Genomic DNA, 25,130 nt, shown 5'->3' on the forward strand with positions numbered 1-25,130 from the left:
AGCAAGGCATTAACCTCTTTTTGCTGGCCAAAACCGCTCCGCTCTGATTCACTTCACGAAATCGGGATACAGGGGCACTGCCATGCTCAATCTCCTTCTACACACGCCGACATCGCGACGGTTCTATCGCGTGGAAGTCTCCGACAACCTGTTCGGGGAATATACCGTGCTGCGCGAATGGGGGCTGCAAGGTCAGACCGGCGCCTCCTGCCTGCGCTGGTTCTCCAACCTGCGCGAAGCGGTCCATGCCGCCGAGCGGTTTCGCCGCCGGGCGCAACGGCGCGGCTACGCGCTGAGCGCGGCGGACGCAGGCGGCACGCAAAGCTGACGCGGCGAGCCGGATCGGTTCAATCCTCGGACTTCTCGGCCTTCGCCGCCGCCCTTTCCTCGCGCTTGATCTTCGCCCGCATCTTCTCGAGCCGCGCCTTGAGCCGACTACGCCGCCGGTTCTGATAGGCGGTGATGATCGGCAAGGACACGTAGTAGCAGATTGTCGCTGAGATCACGCCGGGAACGATTCCGCCGATCAAGTAGGGTAGCCAGACGTCGGTGAAGAACCGCTCCAAACCGCTCCATTCGGCATGTTCGGGGGTGAACATCGCCCAGAAGTTATGCAGCAGATCGTGGCTCGCCGCCTGAAAGGTCTGCAGCAGGCTTTCGGGCTCTCCGCCATGATCGAGCCGGTCGCCCAGGATCTTGTGCCCAAGCTTCGTCGAGAAGACAGCGATGATCGGGAAGGTGACCGGGTTGCCGAAGAAGGTGGCGAGGATCGCCGCGAGGATATTGCCACGCATGATCCAGGCCACGGCCGCCGCGCTGACGAAGTGAAATCCGAAGAGCGGCGTGAACGAGACCAAGACCCCGGCCCAGACGCCGCGGGCGATGCGATGCGGGCGGTCGGGCAGTCGGTTGACGCGGTGCTTGACGTATTGGAAAGCCCGGGACCAGCCCGAACGCGGCCAGATCGCCTCGCGCAGGTTGGCCAGAAGCCCCCTTTTTTCGCGCCGCCTGAAGACCACGCCGCCGTCCTTTCTCCCCCCTGCGCCGTGTGCGTCAGGGTTTGCGCGACAGGTTCCTGATCCGCTCCACCTGCGCCACGTCGCTCTCCGCCTCAAGGGCGGTAAGCAGGCGATGCATATGTTCCGCATCGCACAGTTCGACCTCTACGAGCACCGAATAGAAATCCGGCTTGCGCTCCACGAAGTTGAGGTCCGAAATATTTGCCTTCTGCTGGCCGATCAAGGTGCAGATATGTCCCAGCACGCCCGCGTCGTTCGAGATCGTGACCTTGAGCGTCGCGGTATAGGCAGGCGGGTGTTGCCCGGTTTTCCAATGCAGATCGACCCAGCGTTCGGGCTGATCCTCGAACTCTTCGAGAGCGGGGCAATCGATGGCGTGGATCACCACGCCCTTACCGCGATAGGTGATGCCGACGATCCGCTCTCCCGGGAGCGGCTGGCAGCAATCGGCACGGCGGAAGCTCTGATCGGCGGCGAGCCCCAGAACGGCGCGGGTCGGCTCGATCTCGGCGCCTTCGCGGCGTTGCGCGAGTTCCGGGTAAAGCGCGTCCAACACGTCCGAGGCCGCAAGTTCCGCAGAGCCGAGCCGCGCGAGAACCTCGTCCTGATCGCCGATCCCCAGCGCCTTGCCGGCGGTGCGCAGCGCCTTGTCGGTCACGCGGCGGCCGACATGCTCAAACGCCACCCGTGCCAATTCCTGACCCAGCTTGATGAAGCGGTCGCGATCTTCCTCGCGCAGCGATTTGCGGATCGCCGCCTTGGCGCGCCCGGTCGCCACTATATCGAGCCAGGTCAACTGCGGACGCTGGCCCGAGGCGGTGATCACCTCGACCGACTGGCCGTTTTTCAAGCGCGTCCAGAGCGGAACGCGGATGCCGTCGACCTTGGCGCCGACGCAGCTATTGCCGATACGCGTGTGGATCGCATAGGCGAAATCGATCGGAGTGGCGCCTTTCGGCAGCTTCACCACATCGCCTTTCGGCGTGAAGCAGAAGACCTGATCGGAATACATCTCGAGTTTGACGTTCTCGAGAAACTCGTCGTGATCGCCATCGCCATCGGGGTCCGAGAACCGCTCGCTCAGCGAGGCCAACCATTTCGCCGGATCGACCGCGAAGGGGTTCTGCGCGCGCTCGCCATCGCGATAGGACCAATGCGCCGCGACGCCTGCCTCGGCGACTTCGTGCATCTGGCGGGTGCGGATCTGCACCTCGACGCGCTTGCCGTCGCGCCCCGACACCGTGGTGTGAATCGAGCGATAGCCGTTGGTCTTCGGCTGGCTGATATAATCCTTGAAGCGGGTCGGCACCGCACGCCAGCGGTGGTGGATCAGCCCGAGGACCCGGTAGCAGTCCATCTCGGTGCGGGTGATAACGCGGAAGCCGTAGATATCCGACAGGCGCGAGAAGGTGAGCTGCTTCTCCTCCATCTTGCGCCAGATCGAATAGGGCCGCTTCGCGCGACCGAACACGTCGGCGTCGATATCCTCGTCTTCGAGCAGCGCGCGGATGTCGGCGGTGATCTTCGGGATCACATCGCCGGTTTCCTTTTGCAGGCTGACGAAGCGCCGAATGATCGAGGTGCGCGCCTCGGGGTTGAGTACCTTGAAGGCGAGGTCTTCGAGTTCCTCGCGCATCCACTGCATACCCATCCGGCCTGCGAGCGGCGCGTAGATCTCCATCGTCTCGCGCGCTTTCTGAGCCTGCTTTTCCGGCCGCATCGAACGGATCGTGCGCATGTTGTGCAGGCGGTCGGCGAGCTTCACGAGGATCACCCGCAGGTCTTTCGACATCGCCATGAACAGCTTGCGGAAGTTTTCCGCCTGCTTCGAGGCCGCGTTCGAGAGTTGCAGGTTGGTCAGCTTGGTGACGCCGTCGACCAGCTCGGCGATCTGCTCGCCGAACATCCCGGCGACCTCGCCATAGGTCGAGCGCGTGTCTTCGATCGTGTCGTGCAGAAGGGCGGTGACGATGGTCGCATCATCCAGACGCTGTTCGGTCAGGATCGCCGCCACCGCGACGGGATGCGAAAAATAGGGCTCGCCCGAATGCCGGAACTGCCCTTCATGCATATCCTTACCGTAGGCATAGGCCTTCCGGATCAGATCCGCATCGGTCTTGGGATTATAATTGCGGACGAGCGCGATCAGGTCTTCGACGTCGATCATTCGCGCTCGTTCCGGCCAATCAGTGGATTACTCGCGCCCTTGCGCGTCCATCAGCGCGCGCAACATGCGCTCTTCGCTCATGTCGTCCTCGACGGCACGATCGGGGGATTCGCCACCCATGAGCATCGCCATCGAGTCCTCTTCGGGCTCGTCGACCTCGATCTGGGTCTGGTTGCTCTCGATGAGACGCTCACGCAGATCCTCGGCTGATTGGGTCTCCTCGGCGATTTCGCGCAGAGCGACGACGGGGTTTTTATCGTTGTCGCGCTCGACCGTGATGGGAGCGCCAGCAGCGATTTCGCGGGCACGATGCGAAGCGAGCATTACCAGCTCGAAGCGGTTCGGAACCTTGTCAACGCAATCTTCAACCGTCACGCGGGCCATGAATCTCTCCAGAAGAACTCGGATTGAGGGCCCTACTTAGGCTTTGCAGTGCGGAAACACAAGCGCCCATCCACCCCGCCCGCAGGGTTTTGCCCCCCTCATAGCGGAGAAATCGACGATTTTTCCGCTTCCGGAAGCGCTGCAAGCATCTCCATCACGCTTTGCCCCGTCACCGGATGGGGCCAGAGCGGCGCGATTTCGGCAAGGGGAATCAGCACGAAAGCCCTGTCCTGCAAGCGCGGATGCGGCAGGATCAGCTCGCTCGGGGCCTCGCGCTGCTGCGCGTCCTGCGGAAGATTCTGCCAGCGCAAAAAGGCGTCGCGATCCGGCAGAACCCGCTCCTCTGATGCAATCAGGTCAACATCAATGACCCGCGCGCTCCAGCGGCCTTCCCGCACGCGGCCAAATTCTTCTTCCAAGACATGGAGTTGCGCGAGGACATCGCGAGGTTGCAAATTGCATCGCATTTTGCAACAAGCGTTCACGAAGTCGGGACCGGCCCCAGCGGGAACGGCGGGCGTCGACCAGAAGCGGCTAATTGCCACCATGGAAAAACCCAGTTGCTCCAAGCGCTCCAAAGCGGCGCAGAGCGTTTCGCGAGGAGACCCATATTGGCTCGGTAAATTCGCCCCTAAAGCGACCAAATAGTTAGTGTCCATAAAGACAGATTCCGTTTCCCTCGCGAAATGCGATATGTCCTAGTTAAATCTGGTCGGCCCTCCCCGCCTGTGCAAGACTGAGATACGGTTAATCCTTTCCGTATCGGCACATGAGCGATCTGGTCCACCCCACCTGTGCAAGAGGACTGTATGTTCTACAAGGACGAACGACTCGCCCTGTTCATAGACGGATCTAATCTTTATGCGGCCGCCAAGGCGCTTGGCTTTGATATTGATTACAAGCTGTTGAGACAAGAATTCGAGCGCCGCGGCAAACTCGTGCGCGCGTTTTATTACACAGCCCTCCTGGAGAGCGAAGAATATTCGCCGATCCGTCCGCTGGTGGATTGGCTGAATTACAACGGCTTCGCGATGGTTACCAAGCCCGCGAAGGAATATACGGATTCCATGGGCCGCCGAAAGGTGAAGGGCAATATGGATATCGAGCTTGCCGTCGACGCGATGGAGCTCGCACCGCGCCTCGATCATATCGTGCTGTTCTCTGGCGATGGCGATTTCCGGCCGCTGGTCGAAAGCCTTCAGCGTCAGGGCTGCCGTGTCTCGGTCGTCTCGACGATCCGCTCGCAGCCGCCGATGATCGCCGACGAACTGCGTCGTCAGGCCGATAATTTCATCGAACTCGACGCGCTGCGCGAAGTTATCGGGCGCCCGCCGCGCGAGCCGCGCGAAGGCGAAGACGGCAGCGAGAGCTGATCCGGGGCCTGACGCGGGCCGTAATTCGTGATTGAAGGGGCGTGCGGATCACCTGCGCGCCCTTCGTCTTTTCCGGGATCGTTCTCCCGGCTGCTTTTCACGAAAGCCCTGATGCTCGAAAACGTCTCCCTGCTCGGCCTCTTCGTCTCGGCCCTTCTGGCCGCCACGCCGATCCCCTTCCAGTCAGAAGTGGTTTTCGTGGCGCTGCAGACCCTCGGCACCCAGAATATCTGGCTGATGATCCTCGTCGCCGCCGTGGGCAATACGATCGGCTCGCTCGTCACTTATGCGATCGGTCTCGGCGTGACCCGCTGGAAAGATCGCAAATGGTTTCCCGCGAACGAGACGCAGCTCGCGCGCGGCCACCGTTGGTTCGAGCGCTGGGGGATCGGGCTATTGCTGCTGAGCTGGGCGCCCGGAGGCGACCTGATCTGCCTCGTCGCGGGCATCCTGCGGATGTCGATGTGGCTGTTCCTGCCGCTGGTCTTCCTCGCGAAAGCGGGACGCTACGCGGTGCTGGCATGGCTGACGGCACAGGCCATCGGGCTTGCAAGCTGATCGCCTCTGGACGCGAGGCTGGTGGAGCTTTACGTCTGAACCCGAACAAAGGAGCGCGCGATGAAACCCTCCCTGACACTCTATCTCGCAGCCCCGCGCGGCTTTTGCGCGGGCGTCGACCGGGCGATCAAGATCGTCGAGATGGCCCTCGAGAAATGGGGCGCCCCGGTCTATGTGCGCCACGAGATCGTGCATAACAAATACGTCGTCGACAGCCTGCGCGACCAAGGCGCCGTCTTTGTCGAAGAGCTCGACGAATGCCCCGACGACCGACCGGTGATCTTCTCGGCCCACGGCGTGCCGAAATCGGTGCCCGCCGAGGCTTCGCGGCGCGAGATGATCTATGTTGACGCGACCTGCCCGCTGGTGAGCAAGGTCCATAAGGAAGCCGAGCGGCACTCGAAAGAGGGGCTGCAGATGGTCATGATCGGCCATGCCGGCCACCCGGAAGTTCTCGGCACGATGGGGCAACTGCCTGAAGGCGAGGTGCTACTGGTCGAAACGGTCGAAGACGTGGCCAAGATCACACCGCGCGATCCCGACCAACTGGCTTTCATCACCCAGACCACGCTTTCGGTCGATGACACGGCAGCAATCGTCGAGGCCCTGCAGGACCGCTTCCCGAAGATCGTCGGCCCCGCCAAGGAAGACATCTGCTATGCCACCACGAACCGTCAGGCGGCGGTGAAGGCGATGGCCGATCAGATCGACGCGCTGCTGGTGATCGGCGCGCCGAACTCGTCCAACTCGCGGCGTCTCGTCGAGGTCGGCAAGGCTTCGGGCTGCGCCTATTCGCAACTCGTGCAACGCGCCGAGGATATCGACTGGCGCGCGCTGGAAGGCGTGAAGACGGTCGGCGTGACCGCAGGCGCGTCAGCACCGGAAGTGCTGATCGACGAGGTGATCGACGCTTTCCGCCAACGCTTTGACCTGACGGTCGACCAGATCGAAACCGCCCGCGAGGACATCGAGTTCAAGGTGCCGCGCGTATTGCGGGAAGCCTCGTGATGCGCGGTATGGGTCCGAAAATCCCCGGCGGCGCGCTGATCCTCGGCCTTGCCGGGCTGATCCCGTTCCTTTGGGGCGTGCTGGTGGTGCAGACCGGGCAATTCGCCTTCGTCGCCGATCCGCGTGTAGCCGTGCTCGCCTATGGCCTGATGATCTTCTGCTTCATGGCAGGCAGCCTCTGGGGCTTCGCGGCGCGTGCGGAATGGGAGACCGGCTATTTCCTCGCCGTGGCCCCGGTCCTCTTCTTCATCGCTTTCGTGGCGCTCGGGATGCCGGTGAATTTCGTACTGCTTCTCGGCTTCCTCGCCCTGCTGCCGCTCGACTGGCTGTTCCAGAAGTTCGGTCATACGCCGCTCTGGTGGCTGAAACTGCGCATCGGCCTGACGGCAGTCGTCGTCGCCTGCCTGATCGCGATCGTAAGGACGTAACGAGATGAAGCTTTATTCGATGCCCTCCTCGGGCAACAGCTACAAGGTGCGTCTGCTGATGGCGCTGCTGGGCGAGAGCTATGACCGGGTCGATGTGGAATATGACAGCGACGCTTTGGCCGAGGCTCATGAAAGCGGGGCCCTTCCCTTCGGCAAAGCACCCACGCTCCAACTCGATGACGGGCGGGTGCTGGGCGAATCCAACGCGATCCTGACCTATCTCGGCGAAGGCTCGCGCTTCGTGCCGGAGGATCGTTTCGCCCGGGCGCAGATGCTGTCCTGGATGTTCTGGGAGCAGAACCAGCACGAGGGCGTCATCGCCGTGCGCGCCGCGATCCTCTGCTATCCGCATCGCGCCCATGAGCGAACGCAGGAGACGCTCGACGCGCTGGAAGTGCGCGGCCACGTCCTTTTGGGCATCATGGAGCAGCGGCTGGAGCAGGCGGATTGGCTTGCAGGCGACGCGATGAGCCTCGCCGATATCTGCCTCTACGCCTATACCCACACCGCCGACACGCGCGGCGGCTATGATCTCGAGCCCTTCCCGGCGCTGCGCCGCTGGCTCGACCGGATCGCTAAGCTCGACGGCTATGTGGGTCTCGATGGCTAAGCTTTACGCATGGACGGATGGCGCGTGCAGCGGCAATCCCGGCCCCGGCGGCTGGGGCGTCTTGATGCGCGCGATGGACGGCGAAGCGGTCGTCAAGGAGCGCGAGCTCAAGGGGGGCGAGGCCGAGACCACCAATAACCGGATGGAGCTTCTGGCCGCGATCAACGCGCTGGAGGCCCTGACCCGCGACACCGCGATCACGATCACCACAGACTCCGCATACGTGAAGAACGGCGTGACCGGCTGGATCCACGGCTGGAAGCGCAACGGCTGGAAGACTGCGGCGAAGAAACCGGTGAAGAACGTCGATCTCTGGCAGCGGCTCGACGAGGCGCAGCGCCGCCATCGCGTGACCTGGGAATGGATCAAGGGCCATGCGGGCCACCCGGAGAACGAGCGCGCCGATGAATTGGCCCGCGCCGGGATGGAGCCCTTCAAACCGGCCAAGCAAAAATGACCGCCCTACCCGCATGGCTGGGAGATTTTCCCGTGGGTGCGGCGCTGGATTACGCTTCGGTGCTGGTCTTCGCACTGACCGGGGCGCTGGTCGCCTCGCGCCAGCAGCTCGACCTCGTGGGCTTCATCTTCGTTGCCGCGCTGACTGCTATCGGCGGCGGCACCCTGCGCGACCTGCTTCTCGGCCGTGACCCGGTCTTCTGGGTCGGCGATCCCACCTATGTGCTTATCGCGGCGGGGGCGGCGGTGGTCGTGTTCTTCACCGCGCATCTTCTGGAAAGCCGCTATCGTGCACTGCTGTGGCTGGATGCCTGCGCATTGGCGGTGGCGGTACCGGCGGGCGTGGCGATCACGATGCGGCTGGAGCACGGCCCGGTCATCGTGCTGATCATGGGCATCGCCACCGGCACCTTCGGGGGCCTGATGCGCGACGTGGTTTGCAACGAGGTGCCGCTGGTCCTCAAACAGGGCGAGCTTTACCTGTCCTGCGCCTTCGCAGGGGCAGCGAGCGCGCTGGTCGCGACGGCGCTCGGAGCGGATACGCTGCTGGCGCTGCTGATCTGCGGCGGCGTGACCTTTGCGCTGCGCGCTGGATCGCTGCGCTTCGGCTGGAAGCTCCCGGTCTACAAGGCCCGCCCGCCGAGGCAATACTGACGGAAGTCGATTAACCGAAGTAACTCAGCACCACCGGCGCGAGGAAGGCGGTCAGCACCGCGTTCAGCCCCATGCCGATGGACGCAAAGGCGCCCGCAGTCTCATGTACCTGAAAGGCACGCGCCGTGCCGATCCCGTGGGCCGCGACGCCCACCGCGAAGCCCCGCGCCCGCCAGTCGCGAAAGCCCAGCAGGTTGAGCATCGGCGTCACTGTGATCGCCCCGATCATCCCGGTCAGGATCACCAACGCCGCCGTCAGCGACGGCTCCCCGCCCAAGCTTTGCGAAATCCCGATAGCCACCGGGGCCGTCACCGATTTCGGCGCGAGCGAGGCGAGCAACTCAGGCCCCGCCCCCATCGCCTTCGCAATCGCCAGAACCGAGACGATGGCCGTGACCGACCCCGCCACCAGCCCCGCTGCGATCGGCAGCAGGGCGCGCTTCACCTTGGGCAGGTTCGCATGCAGCGGCACCGCCAGGCAGACCGTCGCCGGGCCCAGCATGAAATGCACGAATTGCGCCCCGTCGAAATAGCGCTGATAGGGCGTGCCGGTCATCAGGAGCACCGCGCCGAGGATCACCACCGCGATCATCACCGGATTGGCGAAGGGGTTGCGGTTCACGCTTTTGAAGATCGCATCCCCGATCCAATAGGCGATCAGCGTCGCCCACAGCCACAAGAGCGGTTCGGAGGACAGATAGGACCAGAGCTTGAACGGATCAGTCATCCACATCGCTCCGTGTCAGCTTCGCCACCGCGACGAAAACCGCCGCACCGACCACGATCGCAAGCATGGTCGAGACCACCAGCGCCACCGCCAGTCCAAGCCCATGCTCGCGCAGCGCGCCGAGATGCGCGACGATCCCCACGCCCGCCGGCACGAAGAGAAGCGACAGGTGTTGCAAGACGAACTGGGCAGTGGGGCGCACGATCTGCTGCACCTTGCCCGAGACGCTCATCACGATCAGCAGGAAGATCATCCCCAGAACCGGGCCGGGAAGCGGTAGCTGCAAGGCGCGGGACAGGATCTCGCCGGCGAGTTGGCAGGCGAGGATCAGGGACAGGGCTGGGATCATCGGTCGGCTCCTTGGGTCGCTTTCGATGCTAAGCCTGCCCGCACAAAAGGAAAAGACGGACTATTCAAGAGCTTCAGGCGAGACACGCTCCTCCCGGCTTCGAGAATCCGGAGCGCAAATTGCGCGAAACACCGGCGAGAATACGCCAATATCTTGTGGATAATGCCGCCATCATCTCCAGATGAAGTGTCTTCCCATTGACTCGCAGGCCTGCTCTACGGACACTTCTCAGTACTCATTCAGATTCGGAAAGTTCGGCAATTGCGCTTCTCTCGGCTACGTCTCAACGGTTTCAAGAGCTTCGTGGACCCCACGGATCTCGTGATCCATGACGGGCTGACCGGCGTCGTCGGGCCCAATGGCTGCGGCAAGTCGAACCTCCTGGAAGCGCTGCGCTGGGTGATGGGCGAGAACCGCCCCTCGGCGATGCGCGGCGGCGGGATGGAAGACGTGATCTTCGCGGGGGCCTCGTCGCGGGGCGCGCGCAATTTCGCGGAAGTCGCGCTGCAGATCGACAATACCGAGCGGCTCGCGCCCTCGGGGTTCAACGACAGCGACGGGCTGGAGATCGTGCGCCGGATCACCCGCGATGCGGGCTCGGCCTACAAGGTGAACTCCAAGGACGTGCGGGCCCGAGACGTTCAGATGCTGTTCGCGGACGCCTCGACCGGAGCGCATTCGCCCGCACTCGTGCGGCAGGGCCAGATTTCCGAGCTGATCAACGCCAAGCCGAAGAACCGTCGCCGCATCCTCGAGGAAGCGGCCGGGATTTCCGGGCTCTATCAGCGCCGCCACGAGGCGGAGCTGAAGCTGAACGGCGCCGAGCAGAATCTGACGCGCGTCGATGACGTGATCGAGCAACTCGCCTCGCAGCTGGCTACCCTCGCCCGGCAGGCCCGTCAGGCCGCGCGCTACCGCACCATCGGCGAAGAGCTGCGCCGCGCCGAGGGGATGCTGCTGTATCGTCGTTGGCGCGAAGCCGATCTGGCCCGCACGACCGCCGAAGAGGCGCATCGCGAGAAGGTCACCGGGGCCGCGCAAGCCGAGAGAGCCTCCCGCGAGGCGGCGAAAGCCCGGCAGGGCAAGGAAGACGCATTGCCGCCGCTGCGCGAGGAAGAAGCCATCGCAGGCGCGATCCTGCAACGCCTCACCGTACAGCGCGACGCGCTCTCGGATCAGGAAGATCAGGCGATTGCGCGGATCGAGACGCTGAAGGCCCGGATCGAGCAGCTCGTGCGTGACATGGAGCGCGAAGCGGGCCTAAATCGCGATGCGGGGGAGACGATCGGGCGGCTCGAATGGGAGCAGGCGCAGATCGCGAAAGCCTCCGAGGGGCATGAAGACAAGCTGGCCGCAGCGGTCGATGCCGCCCATGAGGCTGCGCAGATTCTGCAGGAGCGCGAGGCGCAACTGTCGGAACTGACCGAGGATGTCGCGCGGCTCGCGGCCCGCCACCAGTCGTCGCAGCGTTTGGTGACCGACAACCGCGCGACGGCCGAGAAATCCGAGGCCGCCGCCGCGCAGGCGAAGCAAGCTGCCGAGGCTGCTGCCGCCGCGCTTGCGAAGGCGAATGCGGAATTCGAGGCAGCCGAAGGCGCACAGACACAAGCGCAAGCTGCCGCCGAAGCTGCCGAAGAGTCGTTGGCCGCTGCCGATGACGCGCGCGCCGAGGCGCAGGGCCGCGAAAGCGCAGCCCGGGCAGCGCGCTCGGAGGCCGAGGGCGAAGCGGGGGCCTTGCGCGCCGAAGTCTCGGCACTGGCTCGTCTGGTCGAGCGCGAAGCCTCCAACGGTCAGCAAATTCTCGACCGCGTCCGGGTGGATCGTGGCTACGAGGCGGCCCTTGGTGCCGCCCTCGCCGATGACCTGCGCGCGCCGGAAGTCGGCGAGGATGACGCGACCGGCTGGCAAGCCCTCCCCGACTATCCCACGCCGCAACCCCTGCCCGCCGGGGTCGAGCCGCTCTCGGCCCATGTCGACGTGCCCGACGTGCTGGTCCGCCGGATTTCGCAGATTGGTCTGGTAGAGGATTATGACGAGGGCGCGCGGCTGCAGGATCAGCTGGCCCCCGGTCAGCGGCTGGTGTCGACCGAGGGCGACCTGTGGCGCTGGGACGGCTATCGCGCCGGCGCCGAGGATGCCCCGACCGCCGCCGCACTGCGCCTGCAACAGCTCAACCGTCTGGTGGAATTGAAGCGCGATCTCGAAGAGGCCGAGGCGCGCGCTTCGGGCGCGAAATCCGCTCATGAGGCGCTGACCGCCGCGCTGGCCGAGGCCACACGCGCCGATACCAGCGCCCGCGAGGCGCGCCGCGAGGCCGATCGCCGTCTGGCCGAGGCCGGCCGCGCGCTCAGCCGCGCCGAGGCCGATCGTTCCATCGCCAGCTCCAAGCTTGAAAGCGCACAGCTCGCCGTCGCACGCCACGAGGAAGAAGCTAGCAGCGCGCGGATGGCGCTGCGCGAGGCGGTGAATGCGCAATCCTCCCTGCCCGATCTGGACGCCGCGCGCGGCGACGTCGAGGCTGTGAAGATGACCGTCGAAGCGGCGCGGATGACGATGATGACCAAGCGCTCCGCCCATGACGAAATACGTCGCGAGGGCGAGGCGCGGCTGAAGCGTCGGCAGGAGATCACCAAGGAAATCTCCGGTTGGCGGCACCGGCTGGAGACTGCAGAGAAACGCTCCGCCGAGCTGGAAACCCGCAAGATCGAGAGCGAGGCGGAGTTGAAAGACGCCTCCGCCGCCCCTGAGGAATTGGCCGCGAAACGCGCCGAGCTGTCGGAAGCCATTGCCACCGCCGAAGCGCGTCAGGCCGAAGCGTCGGAAAAGCTGTCGGGCGCGGAAACCGCCCTGCGCGAGGCGCAGCTGGCTGAGCGCGAGGCCGAACGTCTGGCTGGCGAGGCGCGCGAAGCCCGCGCCCGCGCCGAGGCCCGCGTCGACGCGGCGCGCGAAACCGTCGCCTATGCCGCCGAACGCATCCTGGAAGAGACCGAGAAGTCGCCGCAGGATCTGCTGGAAAGCCTCGATACCGATCCCGAGAAGATGCCCGACGCGGAGAAGCTCGACGCGGAAGTGAACCGGCTCAAGCGACTGCGCGAGAGCCTCGGCGCAGTCAACCTGCGCGCCGAGGAAGATGCGCGCGAGGTACAGGAAGAGCATGACGCGCTGGTGCAGGAGAAATCCGATCTCGAAGAGGCGATCCGCAAGCTGCGCGCCGGGATTTCGGGGCTCAACCGCGAAGGGCGCGAGCGTCTTCTGACCGCGTTCGAGCAGGTGAACGAGAACTTCCGCACGCTGTTCACCCACCTCTTCGGCGGTGGCTCTGCGAACCTGCAACTGGTCGAAAGCGACGACCCGCTGGAGGCCGGTCTCGAGATCATGTGCCAGCCGCCGGGCAAGAAGCTGTCCACGCTGTCGCTGTTGTCGGGCGGGGAGCAGACGCTGACCGCGATGGCGCTGATCTTCGCGGTCTTCATGGCCAACCCCGCGCCGATCTGCGTGCTTGACGAGGTCGACGCGCCGCTAGACGACGCCAACGTTACGCGCTTCTGCGACCTGCTCGACGAGATGACGCGGCGCACCGATACGCGCTTTTTGATCATCACCCACCATGCGGTGACGATGGCGCGGATGGACCGGCTGTTCGGGGTGACGATGCAGGAGCAGGGCGTGAGCCAGCTCGTCTCGGTCGACCTGAAGAAGGCCGAGGCGCTGGTGGCGTAACAGCAAGGGGCTCCGCCCTCGTCGCCGTAGGGCGACAAAACTAAAGGGTGAAGGGGCTCTACCCTGCGCTATCGCGCCCCGGGATATTTTCATCAAGAAGAAGAGAAGCGATTCCGCTTGCGGGAGAAAAGGCGCGCGCCTAGCCTCGCGTCGAATTTCACATGGAGGGCGCAATGGCCAAGATCGAAGCACGTCTCGAAGAGTTGGGGATTCAGCTTCCCGATGCCCCGGCACCGGCCGCGAATTACGTGCCCTTCGTGCGCACCGGCAATCAGCTGTTCGTCTCGGGGCAAATCTCGAACGGGCCCGAGGGTCTGATCCGCGGCAAACTCGGCGACGGCATGGACGTCGAAGAGGGCGCGATGGCGGCGCGTTTCTGCGGGCTGGCTCTGATCGCCCAGGCGAAAGCCGCCATCGGCGATCTCGACAAACTTCGCGTGGTGAAGCTGGTGGGATTCGTGAACTCCACCACTGATTTCACCGATCAGCCCAAGGTCATCAACGGCTGCTCCGACCTGATGGTCGAGGTCTTCGGCGAAGCCGGGCGTCACGCGCGTTCGGCGGTCTCGGCGGCTTCGCTGCCGATGGGCGTCGCAGTCGAGATCGAGGCGATTTTCGAGGTCGCGTGATGGCATTGCATCCTGATTTTCTCCGGCTTCCGATCGCGCATAGGGCTTTGCACGACTACACGCTGGGCCGCCCTGAGAACAGCCGCGGGGCGATCCGCGCGGCAATCGCCGCGGGTTACGGAATCGAGATCGACGTGCAGCTCTCCGCCGATGGCGTGCCGATGGTGTTTCACGACTACGCGCTGGACCGGCTGACCGCAGAGCGCGGCCCGGTACGCCAGCGAACGGCGGCGGAGCTGGGTGCGATCCATCTGAGCGGCACGGAGGAAGGTATTCCGACCCTCGCCGAAGTGCTGGAGATCGTGAAAGGCCAAGTGCCGCTTCTGGTCGAGATCAAGGATCAGGACGGGGCTCTCGGTTCGCAGATCGGCGCGCTGGAGGAGGCGACGGCGCTGTTGCTGCGCGATTACGAGGGCCCGGTCGCAGTGATGTCCTTCAACCCCCATGCGGTGGCGGCTTTCGGCGAATTGGCCCCGGACGTCGCTGTCGGTCTGACAACCTCGGCCTACCAGCCCAATGACTGGGCTCTGCTGCCCGCGGCGCGCGGCGACGAGCTGCGCCACATCCCCGATTTCGATCGCGTCGGGGCGGCCTTCATCTCGCATGAGGCGAAGGACCTGAACGCGCTTCGGGTGACCGAGCTGAAATCGCTCGGCGTGCCGGTTCTGTGCTGGACGATCCGCTCCGTCGACGAGGAGGCGCTGGCGCGGCGGGTCGCCGATAACGTGACCTTCGAAGGCTACCTCTCGGCGCTTCCGGCTTGACGCGGAGCGCGCGGGGCACAGATTCAGGCAAAGGATCGCCTAACCTCCCGGGATGAAATGGATCAAAGCGTTGAAATCACGCTTTATTCGGATATTTCCGAAATAAGTGAAACAGACTGGAATGCCTGCGCCTGCCCCGAAACCGGGGATGGGGAACGGGCGTTCGACCCGTTCACCACACATCGGTTTCTTGCCGCCCTCGAGGCCTCCGGCTCGGTCGGGCCGGGCACGGGCTGGGATGCGCGGCATATGGTGGCGCGGATGGGCGACCGGATCATCGGTGTCGCGCCGCTCTACGTGAAATCGCACAGTCAGGGCGAATATGTCTTCGATCACGGCTGGGCCGATGCGTTCGAGCGCGCGGGCGGGCGCTATTACCCCAAGCTGCAATGCGCGGTGCCCTTCACCCCAGTGGCCGGGCGGCGTCTGCTGGTTCTGCCGGGGCTGGAAGAGGCCGGGGGCCGCGCGCTTCTGGCTGGCATGGCGCAGATCGCGGAAGGGGCCGGGGTTTCCTCGGTCCATATGACGTTTTGTACCGAGGACGAGGCTGAGCTTGCCACCGAAGCGGGCTGGCTGCCACGGATCGGGCAGCAGTTCCATTGGTTCAACGAGGGGTATGAGAGTTTCGACCAGTTCCTCGGCGAACTGAGCTCACGCAAGCGCAAGGCTTTGCGCAAGGAGCGTCAGCGGGCGCAGGCCTTCGGCGGCGAGATCGTGCAGTTGACCGGCGACGACATACTGCCCGAGCATTGGGACGCGTTCTGGCAGTTCTATCAGGACACTGGCGCGCGAAAATGGGGCCGCCCCTACCTGACCCGTGCCTTCTTCGATCTTCTGCACGAGATGCGCGACGACGTGCTTCTGGTGCTTGCGATGAACGGCGACCGCCCGATCGCCGGTGCGCTGAACCTGATCGGGCGCGAGGCTCTGTTCGGGCGCTACTGGGGGTGTATCGAGGATCACCCCTTCCTGCATTTCGAGCTTTGCTACCATCAGGCGGTCGATTACGCGATCGCGCACAAGCTGAGCCGGGTCGAGGCCGGCGCGCAGGGCGAACACAAGCTGGCGCGCGGCTACCTGCCCGTCGCCACCCATTCGGCGCACTGGATTGGCCATCAAGGTCTGCGCGGCGCGGTCGCGGAGTACTTGGAAGCCGAACGCGCCGCCGTGGACGAAGATATCGAGATACTGACCGAAATGGGCCCATTCCGGAGCCCCTCGGGTGGCAGCGATGAGCAGGCGTGATAAGTAGCAGTGTTAAAGGACGTATGACGGGAGCGATGAATGAATTTCAATGACCTGACCGATGTCAGCGCGTGGCTGACGCAGGATCGGATCGATGCGGCCATCATGGTTGCGGTGAATGTGGTGGCTGCGCTGGTGATCCTGCTGGTCGCAATGGCGATCTCGGCCTGGGCCAAACGGCGCATCGTGGCGCTGTCGCAGCGCTACAAGCGGCTGGACGACACGCTCTTCGGCTTCCTCGGGAACATGGTGAAATACCTGATCCTCGCGATCGGGGTGATCTTCATCCTAAACCGCTTCGGCATCCAGACCACGTCGCTGGCCGCCCTCGTCGGTGCTGCCGGTCTGGCCATCGGTCTCGCGCTGCAGGGCACGCTGTCGAACCTCGCCGCCGGGGTGATGATCATCCTGTTCCGCCCGTTCCGCCAAGGCGACTACATCGCCGCGGGCTCGGAAAGCGGCACGGTGACCGAGATTCAGCTCTTCTACACGGTTCTGACGACCTATGACGGCATCCAGATCATCGTGCCCAACAGCGACATCTGGTCGAGCGCGATCACCAATTACTCCGCCAATCCGACACGTATGATGGATCTGACGATCGGCGTCGCCTATGACGCGGATCTCAAGAAAACGCAGGAAGTGCTGGAGAAGATCTCGCTCTCCGATCCGCGCGCCCTGCCGGAGCCCGCGCCGGTGATCCGCGTGAAGCAGCTCGGCGACAGCTCGGTCGATTTTACCTTCCGTGTCTGGGCCACCACCGCCGACTTCTGGGGGCTTCAGGCGGAATATACCCGCAAGATCAAGGAGGAGTTCGACGCGAACGGCATCGGCATCCCCTTCCCTACGCGCACGCTCGAAGTGGTGCAGGTGCCGAAGATCGAAACCCGCAGCGTGACACGCGAAAGCGGCGCCGCTTGAACTGGCGGCCCGCTGCTGCAAGGCTGCGGGCCAGCTTAACGTATCAGGGAGTAAGCGATGACTTCGAAGCTCGAACCCGAGGAACGCAGGGCGCTGCTGAACGCGCTTGAAGATACCGGATGGCGCGCGGCCGATGGACAGGATGCCCTGATCAAGCGGCTCCTGTTCAAGGACTTCTCCGCCGCGTGGGGCTTCATGAGCCAAGCCGCGCTTTGCGCCGAAAAGATGGATCACCATCCCGACTGGCGCAACGTCTACAACAAGCTCGAGATCACGCTGACGACCCATGACTGCGGCGGCATCAGCGTGCTCGATATCGAGCTAGCCGGTGCGCTGGACTCGCTGGCCGAAGGCGTCGCCGAGGTCGATCGCGACATCGGACGCCCGTTGATGCGACTGGCCGAGCCGGCTCCGAAAGACGAAGACTGACGAAAAACGCCCGGCTCCTTGGCCGGGCGTTTTCCTTTGCATTTGGGCCGCGGATCAGATCTCCGCGAGAAGCCCTTCGCCTGCGGAGGCTTCACAGGTGCCGGGGCTTTCCTCGACATTCAGCTGCTTGACCACACCGTCCTCGACGAGCATCGCATAGCGCTTCGAGCGGTTGATGAGACCCGCGGGCGGCGCCGTGAAATCCATCTCGATCGCCTGCGTGAATGCGGCTTCCGGGTCGGCCAGCATGGTCAGCCCCGCCTCGGTCGCGCCCGTCGCCTCGCCCCACGACTTCATCACGAAGGGGTCGTTGACCGAGACGCAGATGATCTCATCCACGCCCTTCTCCGCGAATTGGTCCTTGGTGCGGATGAAGCTCGGCACATGGGCGGTCGTGCAGACGCCGGTATAGGCGCCCGGCACCGCGAAGATCACGATCTTGCGGCCCTTCATCTTGTCACCAAGGCTCACGGGCTGCGGCCCTTCATCGCCCATCGCGAGGAGAGTCGCGCCAGGAAGAACGTCGCCGGTCGAAATAGTCATGAAAAGCTCCGATTTGTTCGCGTTGCACTTGTTCCGCCCGTCGATATAGGGTCATGCGCGAGCCGGGCCAGTGGAGAAAGATATGGGTGGAATAGTGATCGTCGGCGCGGGACAGGCCGCAGCCTCGATGGCCGCGAAACTGCGGGCGCTGAAATATGACGGCACGATCACCGTGATCGGCGCAGAGCCGGTGCCCCCCTATCAACGCCCACCGCTGTCGAAAGCCTATCTGCTGGGCGAGATGGAGCTGGAGCGGCTGACCCTGCGCGCCCCGGACTGGTGGCAGGAAAACGACATTACGCTGCGGCTCGGCACCTCGGTCACCGCAATCGACACCGAGGCGCGGACGGTGACCCTGTCGGATGGCGAGACGCTGGATTATGCCGAACTGGCGCTCTGCACCGGGGCCACGCCGCGCCGCCTACCCGCCGCGATCGGCGGCGATCTGGGCAATGTCTTCACCGTGCGCAACCTCGCCGATGTCGACCGGATGCAGCCCCTTTTCACCGCCGGCAAACGGCTGGTCGTGGTGGGCGGCGGTTATATCGGGCTGGAGGCGGCCGCGGTCGCGCGCAAGCTCGGCCTCGAGGTGACGCTGGTCGAGGCCGCGCCGCGCATCCTCGGCCGCGTCGCCTGCAAGGAGACCGCAGACGCGATCCGCGCGCTGCACAGCGAGCGCGGCGTGGAAATCCTCGAAGGGGTCGGCCTGACGCGACTGACCGGCGAGGGAACCGTCACCGGCGCAATCCTCGAGGACGGGCGCGAATTGCCCGCCGATTTCGTGATCGTCGGCATCGGCATCACCCCCGACGAGGAAGTCGCCCGCGAAGCCGGTATCCATTGCGAGAACGGCATCGCCGCCGACGAGCAGGGCCGCACCTCCGTGCCCCATATCTGGGCGGCGGGGGATTGTGCCTCCTTCCCCGGCGCCGAGGAGCGGATCCGCCTCGAATCCGTCGGCAACGCGATCGACATGGGCGAGCTGGTCGCCGAGAACATGCTGGGTGCAGGTCGTCCTTACGCCCCGAAAGCGTGGTTTTGGTCGGACCAGTTCGACGCGAAGCTGCAGATCGCCGGGCTCAATGCGGGCTACGATGAGGTCGTCACCCGCCGCGATGAGGGCAGCAGCTTCTGGTATTTCCGCGACGGCCGCCTGATCGCAGTGGACGCGATCAATGACGCGCGCGCCTACATGGTCGGCAAGCGCCTCATTGAAGCTGGCAAACCCGTCACGCCCGAGGCAGTCGAAAGCACGGCAGAGTTGAAAGCCCTGATGAAATGAGAATTATCGGAGGCGCTAAACGCGGGCTGAAGCTGGCGGATGTGGGTGCAGGCGACATGGATGCCCATCTGCGCCCCACGACCGACCGCGTGCGCGAGTCGATCTTCAACCTGCTGACCAATGGCGGGCACGGCAATCCGGTGCCCGAGGCGCGGGTGCTCGACCTCTTCGCAGGTACCGGTGCACTGGGGCTGGAGGCGCTGTCGCGCGGCGCGGCCCGAGTGGCTTTCGTCGATGACGGCACCGCCGCCCGCGCGCTTCTGCGCCGCAACATCGAGGCTATGCGCGCGATGGGCGTGACGGATGTCTGGCGGCGCGATGCGACCAATATGGGCCCCAATCGCGGCCCCGGCTACGACCTCATCTTCCTCGATCCGCCCTACGGGATGGGCTTGGGCGAACGCGCCCTCGCCTCCTGTCTCGAGAATGGATGGATCGCTCCGGGTGCGATGATTGTTTGGGAGGAGAACACCGCGCCGATCCTGCCCGCCGCCCTCGAACAGCTCGACCAGCGCCGCTATGGCGACACGCTCGTAACTCTTGCCCGGATGCCCGAATGACGCAACACCACCCGATCCCGCACGCCGTCCTGTTCGATTGCGACGGTGTGCTCGTCGACAGCGAGCCCGCGACCTTCGATCTGATTCAGGAAGAATTCGCCCGCTACGGCGTGCACAAGACGATCTCCGAACTGGAAGACGCCTTCATCGGATCCACCATCGAAAACGTCTATCAATGGGGCCGCGAGCATGGGGCCGATCTGCCAGAGGGCTGGGTCGACAGCTATTACAAGGCGCTCTACGTGCGGTTGCGCGAGGGGACCGAGCTGATGCCCGGCATCCCGCGCCTTCTCGCGCGTCTCGATGCGGAAGGCATTCCCTTCGCGGTCGGCTCGAACGGCCGGAAAGCGAAGATGGAGGCGACACTGGGCCAGCACCCGGATATCCGCACGCGGCTGGAGGGTCTGCTGTTCTCGGGTCAGGACATGGGCATGCCAAAGCCGAAGCCCGATCTCTACATCCATGCCGCGCGCCATCTGGGCGCCGATCCGGCGGCCTGCGTGGTGATCGAGGACAGTCCTACCGGGGCGCGTGCGGCGAAAAACGCGGGGATGCGTTGTTTGGGCTACTCGCCGAAAGGCGACAATCCGCGGCTCGCGGCGGAAGGCGCCGAGCTCTTCACCGACATGCGTCAGGTGCCGCGGCTCATCGGCCTCGACCCCTGATCTTCGGCTTGGCTAAAATATCCCGGGGGGTGAGCCGGGATCAGCGGCCTTCCAGTGGAAGGACGCCCCGGCGAACGCCCGAAGCGCAAACGTAGGGCTGTGACGCAGCCAGCGGGGGCAAGCCCCCACCGCCCCCTGAACCTCAGCGCCAGGTCGGGTGGAAGCGCCCAGCCGGCGAGGTGGTGAAGATCTCGCAGCCATCGGCGGTCACGCCCACCGAATGCTCGAACTGCGCCGACAGCGATTTGTCCCGCGTCACGGCGGTCCAATCGTCGGCCAGAACCTTTGTCTCGGGGCGGCCGAGGTTCACCATCGGCTCGATCGTGAAGATCATGCCCTCTTCCAGCATCGCGCCGGTGCCCGCGCGCCCGTAATGCAACACGTTCGGCGGCGCGTGGAACACCTTGCCCACGCCGTGACCGCAGAAATCGCGCACCACCGACATGCGGTTGCTTTCGACGAATTTCTGGATCGCGTGGCCGATATCGCCAAAGGTGTTTCCGGGCTTCACCTGCTCGATGCCGACCATCAGCGAGTCATGGGTGACCTGAATCAGACGTTCGGCCTTGCGGCTCAAATTACCCGCTACATACATGCGCGAGCTGTCCCCGAACCAACCGTCGAGGATCACGGTCACGTCGATATTGATGATATCGCCGTCCTTCAGTTTCTTGTCGCCCGGGATGCCGTGGCAGACGACATGGTTCACCGAGATGCAGCTCGCGTGCTGATAGCCGCGATAGCCGATGGTCGCCGAGGTCGCGCCCAACTCGCCCACGCGGCGTTCGATGAAGGCGTCGAGTGCTGCGGTCGTGACCCCCGGCTCTACCAGGTCGGCAACCTCGTCGAGGATCTGCGCCGTCACCTGCGAGGCGGCGCGCATTCCTGCAAAATCGCTCTGATCGTAGATCCGGATCCCGTCCTTCGTGGTGCGGCCCTGCGTATCGTCCAACGGTCTGCTCCTTAAGGGTTTCGGCCTTTAGATAGTCACAAAAGCGGGGCTTGGCCAGTGCCCGGGCTTTTCGCGCCCCGTTCCGCGCCCTATACCAAGTCGAAAGGAGCCTGATACATGCCAAATCCCACTGCAGCGATCCTGATCATCGGCGATGAAATCCTCTCGGGGCGCACCCGCGAGGGAAACGCCCATTATCTGGCCGGACAGCTGGTCGAGCGCGGAATCACCTGCCGCGAGATCCGCGTGGTGCCGGACGACAATGACGTGATCGTTGCCGCGGTGCGGGAGCTTTCGGCAGCCCATGATCACCTTTTCACCAGTGGCGGGATCGGCCCGACCCATGACGATATCACCGCCGATGCGGTAGCCGAGGCGATGGGCGCCAAGCTCGACGTGCGCGAGGATGCCAAGGCGATCCTCGCCGCGCATTACGCCGCGCGCGACGCTGAGTTCACCTCCGCGCGGCTGCGCATGGCGCGGATCCCCGACGGGGCCGAGCTGATCGAGAACCCGGTCTCTGCCGCGCCGGGTTTCTCGCTGGGCAATGTCCATGTGATGGCGGGCGTGCCGAACATCTTTCAGGCGATGGTCGAAGGGCTTTTGCCGAAGCTCACCGGCGGCGCGCCGATGCTCTCGCGCAGCCTGCAGGTTCTGCGGGCGGAATCGTCGGTGGCCGATGATCTGCGCGCGCTGGCTGGCCGCTTCCCCGACCTTTCGATCGGTTCTTATCCTTTCGTCCAGGAAGGCCGCTACGGCACCAATCTCGTGCTGCGCGGCACCGATCCCGATCAGGTCGAGGCGGGCTTCGCCGCGCTGAAGGCCGCCTTCCCGGAGGGCACATGATCGACGCCTACGCGATCATCGACGCGACCTGGCCAGCCGCCGAATATCGCCGCGCAGGCGGGTTTCTGATCCGCGACGGGCAAGGCGGCGGATCGCGCGTCAGCTGCGCTACGCTGGAGGTCCCGCTGGAGCAGGCCGACATTCCCGCCGCCGAAGCTGCGCATCGCGCTTTGGGCCAGCGTCCGCGCTTCATGATCCGCGCGGGAGACGAGGCGCTCGACGCGGTTCTGGAGGCGCGCGGCTACGAAGCTTATGACCCGGTGCGGATCTGGTCCGCGCCGATTGCAGCGATGCAGGGCGAGGTCCCGCCCGTGACCGCTTTCGCCCATTGGCCGCCGCTGCAGATCGCCCGCGACCTCTGGACCGAGTTGGATGTCGGGCCCGAGCGGCAGGCGATCATGGACCGCGCAGAGGTACCGAAAACCTGCGTTCTGGGCCGCAAGGACGACCGGGCCGCGGGCGTTGCCTATATCGCTCTCTACGAGGACGCGGCGATGCTCCACGCGCTCGCCGTTGCGCCGAAATACCGCCGCATGAGCCTCGCGCGCGAGATGATCTACGAGGGCGCTCGCTGGGCCGTTGAGGCCGGGGCAGAGCGGTTCGAGATGATCACGACGCTCGCCAATGACGCCTCGAACGCCCTCGCCGAGAGCTTCGGCATGGAAGTTCGCGCGCAGTATCACTATCGCCGCGCGCCGGAGGTGGCATGATCCGCCGTGCGCCACTCCTGCTGGCCAGTCTGCTCGCCGCCAGCCTGCCCCACGCCGCGTGCGCCGCCTCGTTAGATCTGACGTTGCCCGCCGGCGCCACCCAATCCGCGCAGGAAACGAGCCCCGCCACCAGCTACCAATTGGCGGTCGGTCCGTGGCAGGACGGCAAGCTCGAGACCCGCGATCTCGAGGGTGCGCGCTCCGACACGGCCTATCAACTGCGGGCCAATCAGAATACGACGCTACAGATCCTCGCGCCGCTGCGCGATCAGCTCAAGCAGGCGGGCTACGACATCCTCTATGAGTGCGACACGCAGGCCTGCGGCGGCTTCGATTTTCGCTACGCGCTCGACCTGCTGTCCGAGCCCGCGATGCATGTCGATCTGGGCGATTTCCGCTACATCGCGGCGCGCAAGGATGCCGATTACCTTGGGATCACCGTCTCGCGGTCGTCCGAGTCGGGCTTCATTCAGGTGACCGAGCTGCGGGTGCAGGACGTCACCCCCGCTCGGCCCGACGACCCGCTCGCCGCGCCGCAAACCGCGCCGGTTCTGCCGCGCGCCGATGCCCCGGCCGTCGCCCCCTCCGCGCTTGCGCAGACGCTGGAGGCGCAGGGCTCGGTCGCGCTCGACGATCTCGACTTCCCATCGGGGGCATCCGCGCTCGGCGAGGGCGATTTCGCCTCGCTGCAGGCGCTGGCCGAGTTCCTCAAGGCCAACCCGGATTATCAGGTGATGCTGGTGGGTCATACCGATGCGGTCGGTTCGCTCGCGGCCAATATCGCGCTGTCGAAGAAACGCGCGCAATCGGCACGGCAAAAATTGATCGGCGATTACGGGGTGGCGGCGTCACAGGTCAGCGCCGAGGGGGCGGGCTTCCTCGCCCCGCGCGCAAGCAATCTGACCAAAGAGGGACGCGAGAAAAACAGACGGGTCGAAGCGGTTCTCACCTCGACCCGGAGTTAGCGCCAGCCGGCGGAATGGCCCGGCGCGGGAGGGAGTTCAGTCTCACCAGTTGTCGGGGCCCTTCTCGGCGAAGGTCTTGGCGAGGAAATCGATGAAAGCGCGCACTTTCGGCTGCGTGAAACGCCCCGGCGGATAGATTGCGTAGATGCCCAGCGTTTCCATCGGCAGATCGGGCATCGCTTCTTCCACGAGGCCCTCGCGCATCGCGTCGGCATAGAGGAACGAGGGCAGGTAAGCGATCCCGAGACCGGCCGTCGCGGCATGCAGTAGCGACTGACCGTCATTGACCGTCAGCCAGCCCGCCGAGCGGACCTGACGCCGCTCGCCCGAAGGCGCAGTCAACTTCCAGACATTGCCCGCCGACTGGTTCGAATAATGCAGCAGTTTGTGGTTGTTGAGATCGTCGATCCGCTCGGGGCGGCCGAATTTCTTGAAGTAGTCTGGCGAGGCGATCATCCGGCGCGAAGTCTCGGTCAGCTTGCGCGCGCGCAGGCTCGAATCCTCCAGTTCGCCGACGCGGATCGCCATGTCGAACCCTTCGGAAATAAGTTCGACGTAGCGGTTGTTCAGCACCATATTCACGGTGATTTCGGGGAATTCCTGCAGGAATTCGCCCAGAACGGGAGAGAGAAGGTTCACACCGAAATCGGTGGCGACCGAGATGCGCAGCAGCCCCGAGGGCGCCGTCTGCATCGACGTCACCAGCGCATCGGCCTCGCCCGCATCGTTGAGAACGCGACGCGCGCGGTCGTAATAAGCCAGCCCGATTTCCGTCGGCGAAACGCGACGCGTGGTGCGATTCAGAAGACGTGCACCAAGGCGGGCCTCCAACGCCGAGACATGCTTCGACACAGCCGATTTGGAGATGCCCATCTTCTTGGCTGCATCGGTGAAGCCCCCCTGATCCACAACCGTGGCAAAGGCTTCCATTTCAGTCAGGCGATCCATCCCAAACACCCTTCGGCTTGTAATTTCTGTTTCTTATTTTCCGCTTATCGAGCCGAAATCGGGCGCAATTTAGACTTCGCGGCGACAATACGAGGGTAACAATGGGAGAGAATCCCGCAGGTTGGTGACCTCTGCGAAACGGTGGCGCGTTCGCTCTGACGCCGCGTTTGACGTGACAAGCCTGGCCTTGCGCCGCAGAGTGCGGGCCAAATCAGGGA

29 protein-coding genes are annotated in these 25,130 nt (G+C 64.6%); 20 read left to right on the plus strand and 9 right to left on the minus strand.

Features of this window, described 5'->3' with window-relative positions; genetic code table 11:
• Positions 1-82 precede the first annotated feature (82 nt).
• The gene (locus BMG03_RS00425) at positions 83-328 is read left to right on the plus strand and encodes a WGR domain-containing protein (RefSeq protein ID WP_075775408.1); all 246 of its coding nucleotides are present in this window, start codon (positions 83-85) and stop codon (positions 326-328) included.
• Positions 329-347: 19 nt separating this feature from the next.
• Here the strand turns inward: BMG03_RS00425 and BMG03_RS00430 are convergent, their stop codons facing one another.
• The 4 genes from BMG03_RS00430 to folK all read right to left on the minus strand — a co-directional run bounded on the left by BMG03_RS00430 (position 348) and on the right by folK (position 4,229).
• Positions 348-1,019: a DUF2062 domain-containing protein gene (locus tag BMG03_RS00430; RefSeq protein WP_075775407.1), complete on the minus strand. Its 672-nt coding sequence runs from the start codon at positions 1,017-1,019 to the stop codon at positions 348-350.
• Between the two features lie 34 nt (positions 1,020-1,053).
• Entirely contained in the window at positions 1,054-3,186 is a 2,133-nt protein-coding gene (locus tag BMG03_RS00435; RefSeq protein WP_075775406.1) for a RelA/SpoT family protein, read from the minus strand.
• A gap of 27 nt (positions 3,187-3,213) precedes the next feature.
• Positions 3,214-3,570 carry a DNA-directed RNA polymerase subunit omega gene (gene rpoZ, locus BMG03_RS00440; RefSeq protein ID WP_075775405.1) on the minus strand — a complete coding sequence of 119 codons (357 nt, stop codon included), beginning with the start codon at positions 3,568-3,570 and terminating at the stop codon, positions 3,214-3,216.
• A gap of 98 nt (positions 3,571-3,668) precedes the next feature.
• A complete protein-coding gene (gene folK / locus BMG03_RS00445) occupies positions 3,669-4,229 on the minus strand; it encodes a 2-amino-4-hydroxy-6-hydroxymethyldihydropteridine diphosphokinase (protein WP_075775404.1) in 561 nt (186 codons plus the stop codon).
• Between the two features lie 150 nt (positions 4,230-4,379).
• Between folK and BMG03_RS00450 the strand changes: the two genes are divergently transcribed.
• The 7 genes from BMG03_RS00450 (at position 4,380) to BMG03_RS00480 (ending at position 8,657) form a co-directional block, all read left to right on the plus strand.
• Entirely contained in the window at positions 4,380-4,943 is a 564-nt protein-coding gene (locus tag BMG03_RS00450; protein WP_075775403.1) for a LabA-like NYN domain-containing protein, read from the plus strand.
• 111 nt (positions 4,944-5,054) lie between these two features.
• Positions 5,055-5,501: a YqaA family protein gene (locus BMG03_RS00455; protein ID WP_075775402.1), complete on the plus strand. Its 447-nt coding sequence runs from the start codon at positions 5,055-5,057 to the stop codon at positions 5,499-5,501.
• Between the two features lie 60 nt (positions 5,502-5,561).
• Positions 5,562-6,509 carry a 4-hydroxy-3-methylbut-2-enyl diphosphate reductase gene (gene ispH, locus BMG03_RS00460; protein ID WP_075775401.1) on the plus strand — a complete coding sequence of 316 codons (948 nt, stop codon included), beginning with the start codon at positions 5,562-5,564 and terminating at the stop codon, positions 6,507-6,509.
• Positions 6,509-6,937, plus strand: a complete 429-nt coding sequence (locus BMG03_RS00465) for a DUF3429 domain-containing protein (protein ID WP_077701026.1) — start codon at positions 6,509-6,511, stop codon at positions 6,935-6,937. Before ispH ends, BMG03_RS00465 begins: the two co-directional genes overlap by 1 nt.
• A gap of 4 nt (positions 6,938-6,941) precedes the next feature.
• On the plus strand, positions 6,942-7,547 hold the full coding sequence (locus BMG03_RS00470) for a glutathione S-transferase family protein (RefSeq protein WP_075775400.1): 606 nt from the start codon (positions 6,942-6,944) through the stop codon (positions 7,545-7,547).
• Positions 7,540-8,004: a ribonuclease HI gene (gene rnhA, locus BMG03_RS00475; RefSeq protein ID WP_075775464.1), complete on the plus strand. Its 465-nt coding sequence runs from the start codon at positions 7,540-7,542 to the stop codon at positions 8,002-8,004. The genes BMG03_RS00470 and rnhA overlap by 8 nt, the downstream gene beginning before the upstream one ends.
• Complete coding sequence (locus BMG03_RS00480) at positions 8,001-8,657, plus strand: trimeric intracellular cation channel family protein (protein ID WP_075775399.1); 657 nt, start codon at positions 8,001-8,003, stop codon at positions 8,655-8,657. Before rnhA ends, BMG03_RS00480 begins: the two co-directional genes overlap by 4 nt.
• 10 nt (positions 8,658-8,667) lie before the next feature.
• On the opposite strand, the gene BMG03_RS00485 is transcribed toward BMG03_RS00480, so the two are convergent.
• Positions 8,668-9,384: an LrgB family protein gene (locus tag BMG03_RS00485; protein WP_075775398.1), complete on the minus strand. Its 717-nt coding sequence runs from the start codon at positions 9,382-9,384 to the stop codon at positions 8,668-8,670.
• The gene (locus BMG03_RS00490; protein ID WP_075775397.1) at positions 9,377-9,733 is read right to left on the minus strand and encodes a CidA/LrgA family protein; all 357 of its coding nucleotides are present in this window, start codon (positions 9,731-9,733) and stop codon (positions 9,377-9,379) included. The genes BMG03_RS00485 and BMG03_RS00490 overlap by 8 nt, the downstream gene beginning before the upstream one ends.
• Positions 9,734-9,994: 261 nt before the next feature.
• On the opposite strand from BMG03_RS00490, the gene smc reads away from it, so the two are divergent.
• The 6 genes from smc to BMG03_RS00520 all read left to right on the plus strand — a co-directional run bounded on the left by smc (position 9,995) and on the right by BMG03_RS00520 (position 17,441).
• Entirely contained in the window at positions 9,995-13,453 is a 3,459-nt protein-coding gene (gene smc / locus BMG03_RS00495) for a chromosome segregation protein SMC (RefSeq protein WP_075775396.1), read from the plus strand.
• A 173-nt stretch (positions 13,454-13,626) separates the two neighbouring features.
• Positions 13,627-14,082 carry a RidA family protein gene (locus tag BMG03_RS00500; RefSeq protein ID WP_075775395.1) on the plus strand — a complete coding sequence of 152 codons (456 nt, stop codon included), beginning with the start codon at positions 13,627-13,629 and terminating at the stop codon, positions 14,080-14,082.
• Positions 14,082-14,846: a glycerophosphodiester phosphodiesterase family protein gene (locus tag BMG03_RS00505; RefSeq protein WP_088723103.1), complete on the plus strand. Its 765-nt coding sequence runs from the start codon at positions 14,082-14,084 to the stop codon at positions 14,844-14,846. The genes BMG03_RS00500 and BMG03_RS00505 overlap by 1 nt, the downstream gene beginning before the upstream one ends.
• A gap of 57 nt (positions 14,847-14,903) precedes the next feature.
• Positions 14,904-16,091 carry a GNAT family N-acetyltransferase gene (locus BMG03_RS00510; protein ID WP_075775393.1) on the plus strand — a complete coding sequence of 396 codons (1,188 nt, stop codon included), beginning with the start codon at positions 14,904-14,906 and terminating at the stop codon, positions 16,089-16,091.
• A 39-nt stretch (positions 16,092-16,130) separates the two neighbouring features.
• Complete coding sequence (locus BMG03_RS00515) at positions 16,131-17,012, plus strand: mechanosensitive ion channel family protein (protein WP_075775392.1); 882 nt, start codon at positions 16,131-16,133, stop codon at positions 17,010-17,012.
• 57 nt (positions 17,013-17,069) lie between these two features.
• Entirely contained in the window at positions 17,070-17,441 is a 372-nt protein-coding gene (locus BMG03_RS00520; RefSeq protein ID WP_075775391.1) for a 4a-hydroxytetrahydrobiopterin dehydratase, read from the plus strand.
• A gap of 54 nt (positions 17,442-17,495) precedes the next feature.
• On the opposite strand, the gene BMG03_RS00525 is transcribed toward BMG03_RS00520, so the two are convergent.
• Positions 17,496-17,984, minus strand: coding sequence for a peroxiredoxin (locus BMG03_RS00525; RefSeq protein ID WP_075775390.1), 489 nt, complete (start codon positions 17,982-17,984; stop codon positions 17,496-17,498).
• Positions 17,985-18,066: 82 nt separating this feature from the next.
• On the opposite strand from BMG03_RS00525, the gene BMG03_RS00530 reads away from it, so the two are divergent.
• Genes BMG03_RS00530 through BMG03_RS00540 form a run of 3 tightly spaced genes read left to right on the plus strand, consistent with a single transcriptional unit; the run spans position 18,067 to position 20,491 of the window.
• Positions 18,067-19,266: an NAD(P)/FAD-dependent oxidoreductase gene (locus tag BMG03_RS00530; protein ID WP_075775389.1), complete on the plus strand. Its 1,200-nt coding sequence runs from the start codon at positions 18,067-18,069 to the stop codon at positions 19,264-19,266.
• Positions 19,263-19,826, plus strand: coding sequence for a 16S rRNA (guanine(966)-N(2))-methyltransferase RsmD (gene rsmD / locus BMG03_RS00535; RefSeq protein ID WP_075775388.1), 564 nt, complete (start codon positions 19,263-19,265; stop codon positions 19,824-19,826). Before BMG03_RS00530 ends, rsmD begins: the two co-directional genes overlap by 4 nt.
• A complete protein-coding gene (locus tag BMG03_RS00540) occupies positions 19,823-20,491 on the plus strand; it encodes an HAD family hydrolase (RefSeq protein WP_075775387.1) in 669 nt (222 codons plus the stop codon). The genes rsmD and BMG03_RS00540 overlap by 4 nt, the downstream gene beginning before the upstream one ends.
• A gap of 142 nt (positions 20,492-20,633) precedes the next feature.
• Here the strand turns inward: BMG03_RS00540 and map are convergent, their stop codons facing one another.
• The gene (gene map / locus BMG03_RS00545) at positions 20,634-21,443 is read right to left on the minus strand and encodes a type I methionyl aminopeptidase (RefSeq protein WP_075775386.1); all 810 of its coding nucleotides are present in this window, start codon (positions 21,441-21,443) and stop codon (positions 20,634-20,636) included.
• 117 nt (positions 21,444-21,560) lie between these two features.
• Between map and BMG03_RS00550 the strand changes: the two genes are divergently transcribed.
• Genes BMG03_RS00550 through BMG03_RS00560 form a run of 3 tightly spaced genes read left to right on the plus strand, consistent with a single transcriptional unit; the run spans position 21,561 to position 23,964 of the window.
• Positions 21,561-22,289: a competence/damage-inducible protein A gene (locus BMG03_RS00550; protein ID WP_075775385.1), complete on the plus strand. Its 729-nt coding sequence runs from the start codon at positions 21,561-21,563 to the stop codon at positions 22,287-22,289.
• On the plus strand, positions 22,286-22,999 hold the full coding sequence (locus BMG03_RS00555) for a GNAT family N-acetyltransferase (RefSeq protein WP_075775384.1): 714 nt from the start codon (positions 22,286-22,288) through the stop codon (positions 22,997-22,999). Before BMG03_RS00550 ends, BMG03_RS00555 begins: the two co-directional genes overlap by 4 nt.
• Positions 22,996-23,964: an OmpA family protein gene (locus BMG03_RS00560; RefSeq protein WP_077701027.1), complete on the plus strand. Its 969-nt coding sequence runs from the start codon at positions 22,996-22,998 to the stop codon at positions 23,962-23,964. Before BMG03_RS00555 ends, BMG03_RS00560 begins: the two co-directional genes overlap by 4 nt.
• Before the next feature lie 42 nt (positions 23,965-24,006).
• Here the strand turns inward: BMG03_RS00560 and BMG03_RS00565 are convergent, their stop codons facing one another.
• Positions 24,007-24,912, minus strand: a complete 906-nt coding sequence (locus BMG03_RS00565) for a LysR family transcriptional regulator (RefSeq protein ID WP_075775383.1) — start codon at positions 24,910-24,912, stop codon at positions 24,007-24,009.
• Positions 24,913-25,130: the final 218 nt, after the last annotated feature.

Origin of the sequence: Thioclava nitratireducens (assembly GCF_001940525.2) — a bacterium.
GTDB lineage: Bacteria > Pseudomonadota > Alphaproteobacteria > Rhodobacterales > Rhodobacteraceae > Thioclava > Thioclava nitratireducens.